16 protein-coding genes are annotated in these 16738 nt (G+C 66.4%); 4 read left to right on the forward strand and 12 right to left on the reverse strand.

Going from position 1 to position 16738, the window contains the following annotated elements:
* Positions 1-38: 38 nt before the first annotated feature.
* From HZR14_RS04210 to HZR14_RS04255, 10 genes are all read right to left on the reverse strand, one after another.
* Entirely contained in the window at positions 39-1037 is a 999-nt protein-coding gene (locus tag HZR14_RS04210; RefSeq protein WP_181691620.1) for an AAA family ATPase, read from the reverse strand.
* A gap of 81 nt (positions 1038-1118) precedes the next feature.
* The gene (locus tag HZR14_RS04215) at positions 1119-1835 is read right to left on the reverse strand and encodes a uroporphyrinogen-III synthase (RefSeq protein WP_181691621.1); all 717 of its coding nucleotides are present in this window, start codon (positions 1833-1835) and stop codon (positions 1119-1121) included.
* A gap of 145 nt (positions 1836-1980) precedes the next feature.
* Positions 1981-2754, reverse strand: coding sequence for a uroporphyrinogen-III C-methyltransferase (cobA, locus tag HZR14_RS04220; protein ID WP_181691622.1), 774 nt, complete (start codon positions 2752-2754; stop codon positions 1981-1983).
* On the reverse strand, positions 2751-3821 hold the full coding sequence (gene hemC / locus HZR14_RS04225) for a hydroxymethylbilane synthase (RefSeq protein WP_181691623.1): 1071 nt from the start codon (positions 3819-3821) through the stop codon (positions 2751-2753). The genes cobA and hemC overlap by 4 nt, the downstream gene beginning before the upstream one ends.
* A 190-nt stretch (positions 3822-4011) precedes the next feature.
* Positions 4012-5364, reverse strand: a complete 1353-nt coding sequence (hemA, locus tag HZR14_RS04230) for a glutamyl-tRNA reductase (protein ID WP_181691624.1) — start codon at positions 5362-5364, stop codon at positions 4012-4014.
* Positions 5361-6008: a precorrin-2 dehydrogenase/sirohydrochlorin ferrochelatase family protein gene (locus tag HZR14_RS04235; RefSeq protein WP_181691625.1), complete on the reverse strand. Its 648-nt coding sequence runs from the start codon at positions 6006-6008 to the stop codon at positions 5361-5363. Before HZR14_RS04235 ends, hemA begins: the two co-directional genes overlap by 4 nt.
* A gap of 1 nt (position 6009) precedes the next feature.
* Positions 6010-7068 carry a siroheme decarboxylase subunit beta gene (gene ahbB, locus HZR14_RS04240; protein WP_181691626.1) on the reverse strand — a complete coding sequence of 353 codons (1059 nt, stop codon included), beginning with the start codon at positions 7066-7068 and terminating at the stop codon, positions 6010-6012.
* Between the two features lie 103 nt (positions 7069-7171).
* Positions 7172-8155 (reverse strand): permease, encoded by a 984-nt coding sequence (locus HZR14_RS04245; protein WP_181691627.1) that lies wholly within the window; start codon positions 8153-8155, stop codon positions 7172-7174.
* The gene (locus HZR14_RS04250; RefSeq protein WP_181691628.1) at positions 8152-8550 is read right to left on the reverse strand and encodes an ArsR/SmtB family transcription factor; all 399 of its coding nucleotides are present in this window, start codon (positions 8548-8550) and stop codon (positions 8152-8154) included. The genes HZR14_RS04245 and HZR14_RS04250 overlap by 4 nt, the downstream gene beginning before the upstream one ends.
* A 350-nt stretch (positions 8551-8900) precedes the next feature.
* Complete coding sequence (locus HZR14_RS04255) at positions 8901-9623, reverse strand: DICT sensory domain-containing protein (RefSeq protein ID WP_181691629.1); 723 nt, start codon at positions 9621-9623, stop codon at positions 8901-8903.
* A gap of 213 nt (positions 9624-9836) precedes the next feature.
* Here HZR14_RS04255 and HZR14_RS04260 point away from each other — a divergent pair, with 213 nt between their 5' ends.
* From HZR14_RS04260 to sod, 4 genes are all read left to right on the forward strand, one after another.
* Positions 9837-11723 (forward strand): 2-oxoacid:acceptor oxidoreductase subunit alpha, encoded by a 1887-nt coding sequence (locus HZR14_RS04260; RefSeq protein ID WP_181691630.1) that lies wholly within the window; start codon positions 9837-9839, stop codon positions 11721-11723.
* 2 nt (positions 11724-11725) lie between these two features.
* Positions 11726-12661, forward strand: coding sequence for a thiamine pyrophosphate-dependent enzyme (locus tag HZR14_RS04265; RefSeq protein WP_181691631.1), 936 nt, complete (start codon positions 11726-11728; stop codon positions 12659-12661).
* A gap of 180 nt (positions 12662-12841) precedes the next feature.
* Positions 12842-14248: a cryptochrome/photolyase family protein gene (locus HZR14_RS04270; RefSeq protein ID WP_181691632.1), complete on the forward strand. Its 1407-nt coding sequence runs from the start codon at positions 12842-12844 to the stop codon at positions 14246-14248.
* Between the two features lie 154 nt (positions 14249-14402).
* On the forward strand, positions 14403-15008 hold the full coding sequence (gene sod / locus HZR14_RS04275) for a superoxide dismutase [Mn] (RefSeq protein WP_181691633.1): 606 nt from the start codon (positions 14403-14405) through the stop codon (positions 15006-15008).
* Positions 15009-15300: 292 nt separating this feature from the next.
* Here the strand turns inward: sod and HZR14_RS04280 are convergent, their stop codons facing one another.
* Positions 15301-15972, reverse strand: coding sequence for a metallophosphoesterase family protein (locus HZR14_RS04280; protein WP_181691634.1), 672 nt, complete (start codon positions 15970-15972; stop codon positions 15301-15303).
* 30 nt (positions 15973-16002) lie between these two features.
* A complete protein-coding gene (locus HZR14_RS04285; RefSeq protein WP_181691635.1) occupies positions 16003-16647 on the reverse strand; it encodes an HAD family hydrolase in 645 nt (214 codons plus the stop codon).
* Positions 16648-16738: the final 91 nt, after the last annotated feature.

The following is a 16738-nucleotide window of genomic DNA, read 5'->3' on the forward strand; positions in this document are numbered from 1 at the left end:
TCGCCTCGGGTGATCCGCTCCGGTCGCCGGTAGGCGGGCTAGCGGCCCAATTCGGCGAGCAGCCGTCCCAGATGGACGCGATCGGACGTCCCGTCGGCCATCTCGAACTCGACCTCGCCGGCGAGTTCGTGGACCCGCGCGAGCGTCTTCGCGCTGTATCGGCTCCGGGCGGCCCCGAGCAACGCCTCGAGGACCTCCCCGCCGTCGTAGCCCTCGTCGTATAGCAGGTCGTCGAGGTCGCCTCTTGCGTCCTCGAAGGCTCCTCCGTCGGCGGCCGCGAGGATCGATTCGAGCTCCTCCCGGAGTCCGATGCCCCCCAACGCCTCGTAGGCGGCCTCCATCGTCACCGCCCCCTCCTCCTCGGCGGCGGTCTGTGCGCCCAGTATCGCCTTTCGGAGGTTCCCGTCGCCGTAGCCCGCGACGTACTCGAGGCCGTCGGTGTCGTACTCGATGCCTTCCCGGGTGACGATACCTTCGAGCACCTCGACCGTCTCGGCGTGGGTCGGCGCCCGCATGGGGATCGGGAAACACCGCGACTCGATCGGCGGGATGAGCTTCGAGGGCTGACGGGTGGCGATGACGAACTGTGTCGCCTCGTAGTGCTTCTCCATCACCCGCCGCAGCGCCTGCTGGAAGTCTTCCCGAATCGCCTCGGCGTTGTCGAGCAGGATCGTCCGGAAGTCGCCGGAGACGGGCTGGTAGGAGGCCTGCTCTTTCAGCACGTGGCTGATCATGTCCCGCTTCGAGAGGCTCGAACGCCCCTCGAGAAACCCCTCGAAGCGCTCGTCGTTCCGGATCTCCTTTTTCGTCCGCCCGAAGAAGTCCGCGACGTTGATGACGACGAAGTCGTTGTCGGGGTCCGTGTGGGTCTCGCGGGCGAGCGCCCGGACCGCGGCCGTCTTGCCGACCCCGCGGGGGCCGAACACGACGAGGTTCATGGGCTCGGCGGCCACACGCTCTATGTGCTCTCGGACCGCGGGCTGTGGGAGCTCGGAGCGCTCCGGGGCGTGTTCGTCCGTCCAAAGCGGCGCGTCCATACGGTCAGGTCGTTCCGCCCCGCAAAAAGCCCTCCTCTCCGGCGCCTCTCGACGAAAGCCCCCGCCGCGGTGTGGCCGAAATTAGCGCCGCTCGACGACGGCCTCGGCCAGCGCCTCGAACTCGGCCGTCTTGGGGACGACGTCGACGTCGATGCCGGCCGCCTCGGCGGTCTCTCGGGTCGGCTCGCCGATGGCACCGACCGTCGCCGCGTTCAGCCCATCGATCGCTTCCGTACGGATCCCGCGCTCGGCGGCGGCTCCGAGGAAGTGCTCGACGGTCAACGAGGAGGTGAAACAGGCACCCGCCAGCTCGCCGTCCGCGGCCGCTTCGGCCGACTCGCCGGCCCCGTCGGGTCGGACGAGCCGGTACAACACCGTTTCGTGGACGTACGCGCCCGCGTCGTTCAACCCATCGAGGAGGACCTGAGAGCCGTGATCCGAGCGGGCGACCTCGATCGTCGCCCCGGGGGCGTCCGCGGCGAGTTCGGCGACCAGCCCCGACGAGGAGAACTCCGAGGGACGTCGCTCGACCGCATAGCCGGCCGCCTCGAGCGCGTCGGCGGTCGGCGTCCCGATCGCGACGATCGCCCCGCTCGGGTGCCACCCGCCCCCGTCGACGAGTTCCGCGCCGGTCTTGCTCGTGAGGACCGTGTAGTCGGCGTCCGATCGCGGCGTCTCGCCGGTCGGCTCGATCGCCAACATCGGATCCGAGAGCGGCTCCGCCCCCAGTCCTCGAACGAACTCGGCGGCCGACGCGGCGCGCTCGTCGTCGGGCCGGAAGAACGCGACCCGGCTCATCTGTTGCCCCCGTTCGCCGTGACCTCCGTCTCCGCGTCGATTCGATATCGCGTCGTATCGTTCATGTCTCCGTCTCCTCCGATTCGATATCGCGTCGTATCGTTCATGTCTCCGTCTCCTCCGATTCGATATCGCGTCGTATCGTTCATGTCTCCGTCTCCTCCGATTCGGCGTCGTTCCGTAGGAACTCCGCGACCTCGGCTCTCGTCGCCGCAACGTCGCCGATGACGGTGACGGCGGGCGGTTCGATCCCCCGTTCGTCGCGTACGTCGACGATCGTCCCGAGCGTTCCGAGCGCGACCCGCTGGTTCGGCCACGTCGCCCGCTCGACGAGCGCGACGGGCGTTTCGGGGGCCATCCCGGCCGAGACCAACTCGTCGGTGTACATCGGCAACTTCCCGACGCCCATCAATACGACGATCGTTCCGCCCGTCGCCGCGAGCGCCGCCCAGTCGATCGCCGACTCGTCTTTGGTCGGATCCTCGTGGCCCGTAACGAACGACACCGAGGAGGCGTGATCGCGGTGGGTGACCGGGATTCCGGCGACGCCGGGACCCGCGATCGCACTCGTCACGCCGGGGACGTACTCGACGTCGATCCCGTGTTCTGCGAGGTGTTCGGCCTCCTCGCCGCCGCGGCCGAAGACGAACGGATCGCCGCCCTTGAGCCGGACGACGGTTTTGCCCTCTTCGGCGAGTTCGACGAGCCGTCTGTTCGTGTACTCCTGGGGCGTCCACTCCCCGCCCGCCCGCTTGCCGACGTCCTCGCGTTTGGTCTCGGGGATGGAATCGAGGATCTCCGGGCCCGGCAGCGTATCGTGGAGGACGACATCCGACTCCTCGATGAGCCGCCTCGCTTTCACCGTCAACAGCTCCGGGTTACCCGGACCGCTGCCGACGAGATACACGCACCCCGTCACTCCGTCTCCCTCCGTGCGCGGGCGATGAGGTCTTTCGCTCCCCGCTCCGCGAGCTCCTCCGCGAACGACCGGGCCGCTTCGGGGTGGTGTTCGGCCGGTAGCTCCCGGCTCGCTTCGATCTCTTCGGTTCCGTCCTGTGAGAGCACCCGGACCGTCGTCTGGACGTGCTCGCCCTGGACGATCGCGTAGATCCCGATCGGGGCGACACAGCCGCCGCCAAGCGTTCCCAAGACCGTCCGTTCGACCGTGGTTTCGACCCGCGTCCGCGGGTGGTCGAGCGCTTCCTGGATCGACGCCGCCGCCCCGTCGTCGCGTGCGGTCACGGCCAGCGCGCCCTGTCCCGGCGCGGAGACGAACGGCTTCGGCAGCCGACGATAGGCGACGTCCTCGAGCAGCCCGATCCGATCCAGCCCGGCCTCCGCGAGGACGATCGCGTCGAACTCGGTGTCGGGGTCCCGGTCGAGCGCCCGCCGTTCGAGTTCGGGGAGGCCCTCGCGCCACGCCTCGGGCGGGCGATCGTAGTCCGGACCGCCCTCGTGGTCCTCGCGGTCGTCGGCCTCGACCCGGCGGTCCCACTCGGCCCGCACCGTCGGCGCGAGAAGCTTTTCGACCCGCGTGTCGACGTTCCCCCGGAGCGGGCGGACCTCGAGATCCGGCCGCTCGGCGAGCAGTTGCGCCTTCCGACGGAGGCTCGCGGTCCCGACGGTCGCGCCGTCAGGCAGCGCCGACAGCGTCGACCCCTCCGGTGTCACGAGGACGTCGCCCGGGGCGGCCCGCTCGGGGACGCCCGCGACGACGAGCTCGGACGGGAACTCCGTCGGCATGTCCTTCATCGAGTGGACGGCGGCGTCGGCCTCGCCGTCGATCACCTTCTCGTCGAGGCTCCTGACGAACGCGCCCGTCTTGCCCAGCCGGTGGATCAGTTCGTCGCGGATGGCATCACCCGTGGTTTCGACTTCGAGTAGCTCGACGTTGCGCCGGCGGGTTCCGAGGGCGTCGGCTACCCGCCGGGCCTGCCGTAGGGCGAGATCCGACCCCCTGGTCGCCAGCCGTATGGTCTCCGTCATACCGGTGTTTGGGTCACGGCGGTTGAAACGCCCTTCGGCTTCGGGGGGCGACGGTGTGTACGGGTGGCGGGCCGTCAGTATCATACTGCCAGACGTACGTTCGTGAACGTTCGACTCGGTCCATGTCCAAACCGCCGGTCGAACGTGCGTGTCGAGTGGCCCGCGATTCGGGTCGGTACGTCCGGCAGTATCAATCGTCCTCGGTCAACTGTTCTATGACACGTAAGGGAATCTCATCGGAGACGGTCACTGGGTCCTCGGGCACCATCGGCGGTTCGGCGGACTCGAATTCGAGCCCCGGCCCGAAGAGGCGCAACGCCGTGCTGATCGTCGACCAGTCGTCGTTCTCGGCGGCGTCGCGGATGCTCTGTGTCGGAGCCGAGAGGAGCTGTCCGACGAGTGCGTCTGCCATCGATTCGAGGATCTCCCGCTCCGCGTCGGAAACCCCCTCTTCGGATTCGCCCTCGAGCTTCGAGACGGCGGTCCGGAGCTCGCGGGATTTGATTCGTTCTGCACCCTCGTACATCGCGGCAATGACCTGGTCCGCGCGTTTCCGTTTGTACTGGCCGAGGAGGCGTTCGAGTTCGTCATCGATCATCGCCTCGACGGTCTCGGCGGCCTCGCGCCGCTTCGTTTCGGTTTCGTCGGTCACCGCCTCGATGGCGTCGAGGTCGTACACGGAGACGTCGTCGACGGCGGCGGCTCCGGGTGCGACGTCGCGCGGCTGTGCGATGTCAACGATACACGTCTCGCCGGCCGTTTCGAGATCGGGAGCGCCGATGACGTGGTCCGGACTCCCGGTGGCCGAGACGACGACGTCGGACTCGGCTGCGGCGACCGCGAGCGCGTCCAGGCCGACGGCGGACGTCTCCGTTTCGAGCTGACGGACGAGGTGTTCGGCGTGCGAAAGCGTCCGGTTGGCGACCACGACCCGATCGACGGGGTCGTCGAGCGCCTTCGCGGCCAACGCCGCGATCTCGCCGGCACCGACCACGAGCGCGGTGACCCCGTCGAGGCCGTGTTCGTCCTCCGCAAACCGGACCGCAGCGGAGCCGAGCGAGATCGCCCCCTCGTTGATCGCCGTCTCGCTCCGCGCCCGTTCGCCGACGTGGAGGGCTTTCAATACCGCGTCGTCGAGCGTCGGGCCGATCGATCCCACATCGCGGGCGTCCTCGTAGGCGTCACGGAACTGTCCGAGGATCTGGTCTTCGCCCAACACGAGCGATTCGAGCCCGCAGGCGACCGACATGAGATGTCTGAGGCTCTCCTCGTGGTCGAACTCGTCGACGGCATCGCGGTCGATGTCCCCCAGATACGTCGAGAGGGCCTCTCGGGCCGTTTCGGCGGTCTCACAGACGACGTACGCTTCGGCCCGGTTGCACGTCTGGAGGACGAACGCCTCCAGGACGTCGGGGATCCCGAGGAGCGACTCGAGGGCCGCCCGGCCGGAGTCGGCGGCGACGGTCTCGATCTGTTCGATGTCAGCGTTGCTGTGAGAGACGCTGACGCCGGCGACGACTTCGGTTTCTGTTCCCGTGGTCACGGCTTCTCACCCAACGCCGAATCGACGACGGCGTCTACTGTTTGTCGGGGGTTGGAGTCACCCGTACCTAAATCCTTCCAAACCCTCGACGCCCGCACGACCTCCCGGACGGCACGCCTGCGGCGCGCCGGGTCGACCTCACGGGCTTTCAGCTCCTCGCGGACGTCGGCGGTTATCTCGGCGAGCTCGCCCGCGCCGTCGATCTCGCGTTCGATGCGTCGGCGGAGCTCCTTTGCGAGGGCCGGACTCGCTCCGCCGGTCGATATCGAGACGGCGACGTCACCCTCCCGGACGGTCGCGGGCACGACGACGCCGCCCGGGCCGCGCTCCCCGGAGTGGTCCGCCCTGTTTATCAACACGCCGCGGCGGCGTGCCTCGCGCTCTGCGGCCTCGTTCACCGAGTCGGCGTCCGTCGCGGCGACGGCGAGTGCGGGATCCGTCCGCTCGAACCACGTCGCGATGCCATCGGCGTCGGGGGCGGCCCGGACGAGTTCCGCGCCCCCGTAGTCGACCTCGGGGAACTCGGGGCTGACGACGACGACGGTCGCCTCGCGGGCGAAACGCCGCGCTTTCCGGGCCCCGACGGGACCGCCGCCGAAGACGACTACCGTCTCGTCCGTGAAGTCGTGATACAATGGGATCATGCTATCGTGTGTTGGCGTCGGCGCGCTCGTCGAGTCGGATGCCCGTTTTCTTGAGGATCTCAGTCGAGAACAGCGAGTCCCACTCGTCCGCACCGACGTCCCAGTGGTCGTCCATCGTGGCTTTGACCTCCCGGATCCGTCGCTCGCTCTCGGCCTCGCTTCGGCCGTGCGTCATCGCAAAGAAGTTGTACGGCCACACTCCCTCGTGTCTCGGGCGTTCATAACAGTGAGTGACGAAATCGAGAGCCGCGACCTCGGGGCCCACGACGTCGAGTTTCTCGTCGGGGACGTCCCAGACGGTCATCCCGTTTTCCGTGTAGCCGAGCGCGTAATGGTTCGGGACGACGCCGACGCGTCGGATCTTCCCCTCCCCGTCGAACCGCTGTATCGTCCGGAGCACCCACTCGACATCGACCCCGAGCGTCCCGGCGACGTCGGCGTAGGGGGTCTCGGTGACCGGCAGCCCGCCCTGTATCTCGACGACGAGATCCCGTTCGTCGGGCGTTAATGCTCCGTCCGCGGCCGGATCGACGTCCGGACCGAGTCCCGAGAGATCGAGATCCCCCTCGGGGATCGGCCCGTCGAGCAGGAACTTCGCTTCGACGCGGAACTCCCGTCGTTTCGGGAGGTTGTACGTCTCCTGTCCGGTCTCGGCTTCGATCTCCCCGAGCACCCGGCCGACGGCGTCGGCGTCGGCGACCGAGACGACGAACCACATGTTCAAATGCGGGTGCTCGCGCCGGTAGTTGTGGGCGACCTCGCGGTGGGCGTTGACCAGATTTGCGACCTCCTCGAAGCGGTCCTCGGGGGCGTGCATCGCGACGAGCGTCGCGGCCCCGCCGATCTCGGCGGCGTTTATCAAGGCCCCAAACCGCGTCAGCACGCCCTCCTCGTCGAGCGACCGGATCCGATCGAGGAGCTCCGCTGCGGTCACGTCCACGCCACGGTCACGGAGAGCCGCCGCAGCCGGCTCGAAGGGGCGTTCGACGACCGGAAAGCCGCCCTGATAGGCGTTGACGACGGCGCGGTCGATCCGGTCCAATCCGGCGGTTTCGCTCATTATCCGTCAATAGGGCGTCCCCGAAATAAGCCCCTCGCTCGCTCCCGACGCGGGGACGGCCCGCCCCCGACAGTCGGCGAGGGAAGTACGTCGCTTTCTCGGCTCACACCACGCCGGCGAGGACGGTGTTGAACAGGACGCCGACAGCGATCCCGGTCACGACGACGGTCGTCGCGTAGATGGCGAGCAGCCGCCGTTCGAAGAGTTTGTTCAACAGAATCAGGTTCGGGATGCTGATTCCCGCACCGCCGATCACGAACGCGATGACCGTCCCGATCGGAATACCCTGTTCGGTCAGCGAGTGGGCGATCGGGAGCATTCCGCTGATGCTCACGTAGATCGGCGCGCCGGCGAGCGCCGCGAGCGGGGTCGCAAGCGGGTTCTCGGGGCCGGCGATCCGCTGGAGGAACGACGCGGGCACCGCCCCGTGGATCAGCGCGCCGATGGCGATGCCGACGGCGATGTACGGCAGCGTGTCCCGGAAAAAAGAGAGCGCGCCCCCGCCCGCGTCGGCGACCCGTTCGCGGTGTGTCTTCGACTGGGTCGTGTCGTCACAACCACAGGCGGCCGCCGCCCCGCCCTCGACCGCCGCCCCGCCGTCAGTGGTGATTTCGCGTCCGCCGGCGGTGATCCGGACGTCCTTGACGTACCCGTCGAGGTCGAGCGTGCCGATGACGAGCCCACCGACGACCGCCGCGGTGAGCGCCGTGAGGACGTACGCGACCGTCACGTTCGCGCCGAAGAGCCCGAACAGCAAGAACACGGCGATCCAGTTGACGATCGGCGAGGCGAGCAGGAACGAAAACGACATCCCGATGGGTGCGCCAGCGCCCAGCAGCCCGGCGAGGACGGGAACCGTCGAACACGAACAAAACGGCGTCACAGCCCCGAGTCCGGCCGCGAGGACGTTCCCGCTTCCGTGGTCCCGCGTGCGCAACATCGCCTCGACGCGTTCGGGTGGAAGATACTCCTGGGCGAGGCCGACGAGGAAAGAGGCCCCGATGAAAAGCGGCGTGAGGACTATCGCCAGGTGCAGAAAGTAGTCCCACGAATCGAGCAACGCGGCCTCGTATCCCGGCGGAATCACGGTGAATCACCCAGCGCCGCGGCCAGCGCGAGCAACTGGAGGCTCGCCGTATCCGCGATCCGGTAATACGTCCACTTTCCCTCCTTTCGGGTACTGACGATCCCGACCTCCCGCAGCCGCGAGAGGTGCGAGGCGACCGTCGACTGGGGGGCGTCGAGGACCGTCTCCAGCTCACAGGCACACAGCTCACCGTCCCGGAGCGCCTCGACGATCCGGAGACGCTTTTCGTTCGCCAACGCCTTGAACACCGACAGCTCCTCGGCGATAGCCGCCTCGTCGGTCCGACGGCTCGCCGGGAACGCCTCCTCGCAGTGGCCCTCGCCCCCGAGTCGCCGGAGTGTCCCGCTGGCCGACTCCGTGCGACCGTCAACGCCGTCCGCGGATGAATCGGACATCCTCGATCAGCCCTCGTCGGATTCGACGTCCTCGATCTGCACATCACAGCAACAGTCGCTTCCGTCGCCTTTTTCCTCGGTATCCGACCCGAACAGCCGTCTGAGCAGTGACATACATATCGATATATTTCGATATCACTTGAACCTGTCGACGGTACCCACCGGCCGGGTTGACACGTGACCGCGGCGGGCTACGTACGAACGGTGGGTCCGTTCGATCCGGCCGCTCACACCGTCGACGTATCCGTCGAAAATGTCCGCATTCCCGTTCTGCGGTACGCGTCACATCAAGCCCCGAGGCACTCGCCCCACTCAACCTGTAGATCACTGCGAACGTCTATCCGACAACGTCACTGGGGCTCGAGGAGACCGTACGTCGATTCGAGGTGGTCGAGGATCCAATCGACCGTCGAGGGATCGTACGTCCAGAAGCCGTAGAACGACCGGGGTTCGCGCTCCTCCGCTAGGAGCGCACACTTGTTGACATCGACGCCGGCCCCGTCGTAGGCGACGAACCACGACCGCTCGATCTCGTCGCTCCGTTCGACGTGGATCGTGAGGTCGGTTTCGTGTTCGGGGACGTCGGCGTCGGGCACGGCGTAGGCGTGGACGTCGAGGCTACCCTTCTGGGCCAGTTGCTCGTAGATGTCCATCTGTCCGGAGAGGATCGAGAGCCGCTGAAAGCCCGACCGGAGCGTTCCCTTCCCGATCCGCCAGGCGCGGTCCTCGATCTCCCTCGAGGCCGCGACCATCTGTTCGATGTCGTAGGAGGTGAACATCGTCTCGTCGAGGTGATCGAGGATCGGGCGGTACGCCTCGCCCTCGAAGTTCGGTTCGACTTCCTCGTCGTCGGCGAGGACGCTCTCGATGTCGGCGGCGGCGACGAACTCGTCTCCGTCGGCCAAAACGGTGAACGCCGCCGGCCTCCCGCTCGGCGTGTGCTCGCCGGAGACCGAGACGTTCCGATCGTGGAACTGCTCTCGGAGGGTCTCGATGGTCTCCTCGCCGGCGTTGAAGACCGTGAGCGTTTTTTCGTGGTCTTCGACCCCCGCGATGAGTTCGGTGAGGGACATCGCTTCAGGGAAACCCATGACACTGTCCCTAATAAGCCTGTGGCCTCCGTCGGACTCCGACGGCTACCGAAACGATCGCGTATTCGGGAGTCATATAATGGGACCTTATTAATACACTTATATCATGAATAATGTGTGACAACGTGTAGCAAATACTTTTATCGTGGGCGTCTGAAGGGAGTGTAACGCCCTCGGTGGGCGCAGTGATACCCAATGACCGATGAAATCATCTGGCGAATCGCGGGCGGTTCCGGCGACGGAATCGACTCGACGAGCCAGAATTTCGCGAAGGCCCTGATGCGATCGGGGCTGTACGTTTTCACACACAGACACTATCCGTCCCGCATCCGCGGCGGCCACACCTACGTCGAGGTCAGAGCGTCGCCGGAGCCGGTGAAATCCAGAGGCGACGGCTATAACTGCCTCCTCGCGCTGGGTGACTCCTTCGCCAGAAACCCCCAGGAGGACGCCTACTACGGGGACGAGGAGATGAAGCCGATCCGCGAGAACCTCGACGAGCTCCGCGAAGGCGGCGTCATCGTCTACGACGAGGGACTCATCGACATCGACGAGATTCCGGACTTCGAGGAGCGCGTCGAGGAGAACGACTGGCACGTCTATCCCCTCGACCTCCGCGCCCGTGCCCGCGAGAAGGGCCGGGAGGTGATGCGCAACACCGCCGGCGTCGGCGCGACCGCCGCGCTCTTGGAGTACGATCTCGATCACATCCAGGACCTGATGTCGGATGCGATGTCGGGGGACGTCCTGGAGACGAACCTCGAAATCCTCGAGGACGCCTACGAGGACGTCAAGGAGACGGAGTTTACCCACGATCTCCGGATGCCGACGGGCGAACACGACGAGGATCAGGTGTTGCTCTCCGGGAGCAACGCCATCGCCTACGGCGCGATCGACGCGGGCTGTCGGTTCATCTCCGGATACCCGATGACGCCGTGGACGGAAGTGTTCAGCCTCATGAGCAACTACCTCCCGGAGCTCGGGGGGATCTCAGAGCAGGTCGAAGACGAGATCGCCGCGGCCGCGCTCGCGCTCGGCGCGTCACACGCCGGCGTGAAGTCGATGTCCGGTTCGTCCGGCGGCGGCTTCTCGCTCATGACCGAACCGCTCGGGCTGGCCGAGATGACCGAGACGCCGGTCGTCTTCGTCGAGGCGATGCGGGCAGGCCCCGCGACCGGGATGCCGACGAAGCCCGAACAAAGCGACCTCGAGCACGTCCTCTATGCGAGCCAGGGCGACTCGACCCGAGTGGTCTTCGCCCCCGGTAACGTCGAGGAGGCGTACGAACAGACGAGGGCCGCCTTCGAGATCGCCTACGACTACCACGTACCGGCGATCGTCCTCTACGATCAGAAGATCGGAGGGGAGCTCAGAAACGTCGACGAGTCCTTCTTCGACCGCGAACCCGCACCGGATCTCGGCGCGACGCTCACCGAGGAGGAACTCGCCGAAGCCGCCCACCACTCCTCCGGGAAGTTCAACCGGTACCAGCACGACCCCGGCGAGAAAGGCGTCTCGCCGCGGTCGATTCCGGGCCAGAAGGGCGGTCGCTTCCTCGCGGAGAGCAACGAGCACACCCCGCAGGGACACATCAACGAGGATCCCGACAACCGGATCGCCCAGGTGAATCGACGGCTCGGCAAACACGACTCGATCCGTTCCGAGTTCAACGAGTCCGAAGACAGCCACCAGACCGTTCGCGGCCCCGAGGACGCGACCTACGGAATCATGACGTTCGGCAGTCAACAGGGCACCGTCGAGGAGGCGGTCGACGAACTGAACGACGCCGGCTACAGCGTGAAGGCGATGGGTGTCTCCGATCTGATGCCGTTCCCCGAGTCGGAAGTGACCGAGTTCCTCGAGTCCGTCGAGGAGTGTCTCGTGGTCGAGATGACCGCGAGCGGTCAGTTCCGAGGACTCGTCCAGCGGGAGTTGGGCCGCTTCGGCCCGAAGATGCACAGCCTTCTGAAGTACAACGGCAACCCGTTCGAGCCGCAGGAGGTCGTCGACGGGTTTAGATCGATCCTCGAAGGGGACGAGCCGGCGGCGACGACGCGATTCGTCCCCGCGGCAGGTGATTAATCATGAGTGCATTCAACGCAATCGACGCGGATCGGGAGGTTGACCGAGAGGAGTACACGCCGGGCATCGAGCCACAGGCGACGTGGTGTCCCGGCTGTGGTGACTTCAGCGTTCTGAAGGCGCTGAAGGGCGCGATGTCCGAACTCGGCAAGGATCCCGAGGAGATCCTGCTCGTGACCGGAATCGGCTGTTCGGGGAAGCTCAACAGCTACTTCGACAGCTACGGCTTCCATACGCTACACGGCCGGGCGTTACCGGTCGCGCGGGCGGCGAAGCTCGCAAACCCCGAACTCGAGGTCGTCGCGGCGGGCGGCGACGGCGACGGCTACGGGATCGGCGGCAACCACTTCACCCATACGGCCCGCGAGAACCACGACATCACGTACATCGTGTTCAACAACGAGATCTTCGGGCTCACGAAGGGCCAGACGTCGCCGACGAGCCCCAAGGGTCACAAATCGAAGACCCAACCGCACGGCTCCGCGAAGGACCCCGTCCGACCGCTGTCGATGTCGCTCACCGCTGGGTCCTCCTACGTCGCTCGGACCGCCGCGGTCAACCCCAACCAGGCCCAGGAGATCCTCGTCGAGGCCATCCAACACGACGGGTTCTCACACATCGATTTCCTCACGCAGTGTCCGACCTGGAACAAGGACGCCAAACAGTACGTCCCCTACATCGACATCCAGCAAAACGAGGACTACGAGTTCGACATCTCGAACCGTCAAGAAGCCGCGGAGGTAATCTACGATACCGAGTTGGCACTCCACGACGGCGAGGTGCTGACCGGTCGGTACTACCAACAGGAGGGCCGTCTCTCCTACACCCAGGAGAAACAGGAGATCGGCGAGATGCCGGAGGAGCCGCTCGCCGAACGGTACCACGACGACGATTACGAGTGGGAACGCTGCTACGATATGCTGGACGCCCACAGGTAACGTCGACATCAGTCCCACGCGTTCGTTCGACATCAGTCCCACGCGTTCGTTCGACATCAGTCCCACGCGTTCGTTTTTGATGCGCTTCCGGGCCGAGCGCCCGCGCCCGGCCGCCGTCGAACCAGCAGAACACGGCGGCCACCCGGAGCTTTAGGCACCCGCCCGGCGACTGGGGGCGTAATGCGACTCCACTGGCACCGGCGGGACCTCCGACTCGCGGACAACCGCGGCCTGGCGGACGCCCCGGACCGGCCGATCGGACTGTTCGTCTTCGACAGGGCGATACTGAAGCACGCGGGCGCACCTCGGGTGGCGTTCATGCTCGACGCGCTCGGAAAGCTCCGCGAATCCTACCGCGAACGCGGCTCCGAGTTGCTCGTCCGGCACGGCGATCCGGCCACGGCCGTCCCCGAGCTCGCGGCGGCCCTCGACGTCGAGTTCGTCTCGTGGAACCGCGATTACTCCGGGCTCGCGAGAGAACGGGACGGGGCGGTGAAGACGGCGCTCGAAGACGTCGAGGCGACCCCCCAGACGTTCCACGATGCGGTCTGTCACGAGCCCGGCTCGATCACGACGAACGCGGGCGATCCCTACTCGGTGTTTACGTACTTCGGGCGGAAGTGGCGCGATCGCGAGAAGGACGAGCCCCGCGACGTTCCGCCCGTGGCCGCGGCCGACGGTGTCGGCGGGGAGGGCGACCGGGAGTCGATCCCGACGCTGTCGGCACTCGGGTTCGAGCCGCCCGACGCCGACGTGCCCCCCGCGGGAACCGAGGCCGCGAGACGCCTCCTGGCGTCGTTTCTGGACGCGGACGTCTACCGATACGCGGAGGCACGCGATTACCCCGCCGAGGAGGCTACCTCCCGGCTCTCGGCGCATCTGAAGTTCGGAACGATCGGGATCCGCGAGGTCGACGGGCGGGTCAGAGCGGCCCTCGAGGGGGCGGCCGGCGAACGCCGCGAGTCGGTCGCCGAGTTCCGGTCCCAACTCGCCTGGCGGGCGTTCTACACCCACGTCCTCTATTTCAATCCCGAGGTCGTGACGTCGAACTACAAACAGTACGAGAACCCGATCGAGTGGGAGAACGACGACGACCTGCTTTCGGCCTGGAAGCGCGGCGAGACCGGCTATCCGATCGTCGACGCCGGGATGCGACAGCTGCTCGCGGAGGCGTACATGCACAACCGCGTTCGGATGATCGTCGCCTCGTTCCTGACAAAGGACCTGCGTATCGATTGGCGATACGGCTACGACCACTTCCGTGAACGCCTCGTCGACCACGACACCGCCAACGACAACGGCGGGTGGCAGTGGGCGGCGTCGACCGGGACCGACGCACAGCCGTACTTCCGGATCTTCAACCCGATGACCCAGGGCGAACGCTACGATCCCGACGCCGAGTACGTACGCGCCTACGTGCCCGAACTGCGCGGAGTCGCCCCCGACGTGATCCACTCGTGGCAGGAACTGACGCCGACCGAACGCGCAAACGCCGCCCCCGAGTACCCCGAGCCCGTCGTCGAGCACGGAGAGCGCCGCGAGGAGGCGTTGTCGATGTTCGAACGGGCACGCGGCGAATCGGATTGACGTCCTCCCCGCCCTCGCGAGGCCTTCCCCTTGACGCCCCGTTACTCCCGCGCCGCCACGGCCACCGCCACCCACCATATAGTGGTATGATATCATACCTGTATGAAGCTTTAATGTGGTCGCGGGAGTGTACTTGTATGAGAGGTCGATATAAATGCCCGAACACTCCAACCCAGAACTGCCGCCGCTCCCGTACGACTACGACGCCCTCGAACCGTCCATCTCCGAGCAGGTCCTGACGTGGCATCACGACACCCACCATCAGGGCTACGTCAACGGGCTCTCGGCCGCCGAGGAGACCCTCGCCGAGAACCGCGAAGCCGGCGAGTTCGGTGGCTCCGGTGCCGCGATCCGGAACGTAACCCACAACGGCTCCGGACACTACCTCCATACGCTGTTTTGGGAGAACATGGACCCCAACGGTGGCGGCGAGCCGGACGGTGACCTCGCCGACCGCATCGAGGAGGACTTCGGCTCCTACGAGGGCTGGAAGGGCGAGTTCGAGGCCGCCGCCGGCGAAGCGGGCGGCTGGGCGCTGCTCGTGTACGATCCGGTCTCCGACCAACTGCGCAACCTCGTCGTCGACAAACACGACCAGGGCGCACTCTGGGGCAGCCATCCCATCCTCGCGCTCGACGTGTGGGAGCACTCCTATTACTACGATTACGGTCCCGACCGCGGGAGTTTCATCGACGCCTTCTTCGATGTCGTCGACTGGGACAACGTCGCCGAACAGTACGAACACGCGATTCAACAATAGACCGTAGTCCGACCATCGACGTTTTTTGCGATATCGACATAGCTCCGCGTGGGCGTCCCCGTAGGCCGGGTCACGACTCGGGATACACCGGGTCACGACTCGGGACACGCCGGGTCACGACTCGGGATACACCGGGTCACGACTCGGGACACGCCGGGTCACGACTCGGGACACGCCGGGTCACGACTCGGGACACGCCGGGTCACGACTCGGGATACACCGGGTCACGACTCGGGACGTTTCCGGCCGTTCGATCACGACCCGAGATCCGTCAGCAACGACCCGAGATCCGTCAGCGACCCTGAGCGAGTCGCTCCCCGGTCTCCGTTGGGAGCCCTTCGGTAGCGATCTTCCGCTTCACGCGATCGATATCGTACGCGGTTCGGCGGAGTTCGACCGTGTGCTCCGCCGTATCGAGGACCGCATAGGCCGCCTCGGGATCGCCATCACGGGGCTGGCCGACGCTACCGGGATTGACGACGACCCGGCCGTCCACCGTCGTTCCGTGTTGGATGTGTGTGTGTCCGAGGATCAGTCCGTCGTACTCCTCCAGATGGGGGCGTAGGTCCGCGAACCCCTCGGGGTATACGTAGGAATCCCTGCGTTTCGGATCCGGATGGCTGTGTGTTAACAGGTATGCGCCGTCGGCGACGGTGACCCGCTCGGGACGCGTTCGGAGCCACTCGCGCTGTTCGGTGGAGAGGGTCTCCTCGGCGTACTCGAGTCCGGCGTGGGCCATCTCGTTGTGTACGTATCGGTGTGGGGTATCGACCATCCGATCGTGATTCCCCCGCACGGTCACCGACGCCACGGAGCGGATCCGATCGACACAGGCGGCCGGCCACGGGTTGTACCCGACGACGTCGCCGGCACAGACGGTCCGGTCGACGTCGGGGAGGTCCGCGAGCACGGCCTCCAGCGCCGGGAGGTTCGCGTGGACGTCCGATATGAGACCGACCTTCATGGCCGCCCGTTAGGCGCTCGGAGCATTAAATTACGGGCCAGAAGCGACACCGCGTTGTTCGAAATGCAGCCGTAGCTTGCGGATGGACGGTACGACGACGTCACAGCAGTCCTCGACGACCGGATCCGGATCGAAGCCGATGGCCGTCCCGGCGACGTAGAACATCGGGAGATCCGTGGCTCCGCTTCCGACCGCGAACGTCCCTCCGAGGGCTACCCCTTCGATTGCGGCGAGTTCCTCGAGTACCTGACCCCTTCCCCGGTTGAACAGCGCCCCCTCGACGTCGCCGGTCAGCGCTCCCCGTTCCATCACGAGACGGTTTGCGACCACGTGATCGGCCGCCACACCCGCCCGTTCGAGCACCGCCTCGACGCCTCGCTCGAAACTTCCGGTGACGATTGCGACCGATACGTCCGACCGACGCAGGTCGGCGATCAGATCGGCGACACCGTCCCGCAGCGCACACCGATCGAAGGCGGCGTCGACCCGCGCTTTCGGCATCCCTTCGAGAAGCGAACCCCGCTGGCAGAGCGTCGTATCGAGCGATACTTCGCCTCGAGGCCCCTGTTCTGCAAGCCCCTGGATCTCGTTTTCCACGCCGTGCTCCCGTCCCAGAAGGACTGCGAGGTCCGACCCGATAAGCGTCCCGTCGAAGCCGAATGCGACGAGCGTCATATATACCGGTTGTTCATTCGATAGAGTCAGCTTGTCGCTCGTTATCATGGCATGGGAAACCCCCACCCCCGTTAACGTCGCGTGCTTCGAT

The sequence above is a fragment of the Natronomonas salinimetallica genome, assembly GCF_013839515.1.
In the GTDB taxonomy this organism is placed as follows: Archaea; Halobacteriota; Halobacteria; order Halobacteriales; family Haloarculaceae; genus Natronomonas.

Coding starts and splice junctions, on each gene's coding strand:
- HZR14_RS04285 (WP_181691635.1), bottom strand. CDS start 16,647: ATGACGCTCGTCGCATTCGGCTTCGACGGGACGCTTATCGGGTCGGAC.
- HZR14_RS04210 (WP_181691620.1), bottom strand. CDS start 1,037: ATGGACGCGCCGCTTTGGACGGACGAACACGCCCCGGAGCGCTCCGAG.
- HZR14_RS04280 (WP_181691634.1), bottom strand. CDS start 15,972: ATGAAGGTCGGTCTCATATCGGACGTCCACGCGAACCTCCCGGCGCTG.
- HZR14_RS04215 (WP_181691621.1), bottom strand. CDS start 1,835: ATGAGCCGGGTCGCGTTCTTCCGGCCCGACGACGAGCGCGCCGCGTCG.
- hemC (WP_181691623.1), bottom strand. CDS start 3,821: ATGACGGAGACCATACGGCTGGCGACCAGGGGGTCGGATCTCGCCCTA.
- sod (WP_181691633.1), top strand. CDS start 14,403: ATGCCCGAACACTCCAACCCAGAACTGCCGCCGCTCCCGTACGACTAC.
- HZR14_RS04260 (WP_181691630.1), top strand. CDS start 9,837: ATGACCGATGAAATCATCTGGCGAATCGCGGGCGGTTCCGGCGACGGA.
- HZR14_RS04265 (WP_181691631.1), top strand. CDS start 11,726: ATGAGTGCATTCAACGCAATCGACGCGGATCGGGAGGTTGACCGAGAG.
- HZR14_RS04235 (WP_181691625.1), bottom strand. CDS start 6,008: ATGATCCCATTGTATCACGACTTCACGGACGAGACGGTAGTCGTCTTC.
- HZR14_RS04270 (WP_181691632.1), top strand. CDS start 12,842: ATGCGACTCCACTGGCACCGGCGGGACCTCCGACTCGCGGACAACCGC.
- ahbB (WP_181691626.1), bottom strand. CDS start 7,068: ATGAGCGAAACCGCCGGATTGGACCGGATCGACCGCGCCGTCGTCAAC.
- HZR14_RS04255 (WP_181691629.1), bottom strand. CDS start 9,623: ATGTCCCTCACCGAACTCATCGCGGGGGTCGAAGACCACGAAAAAACG.
- HZR14_RS04250 (WP_181691628.1), bottom strand. CDS start 8,550: ATGTCCGATTCATCCGCGGACGGCGTTGACGGTCGCACGGAGTCGGCC.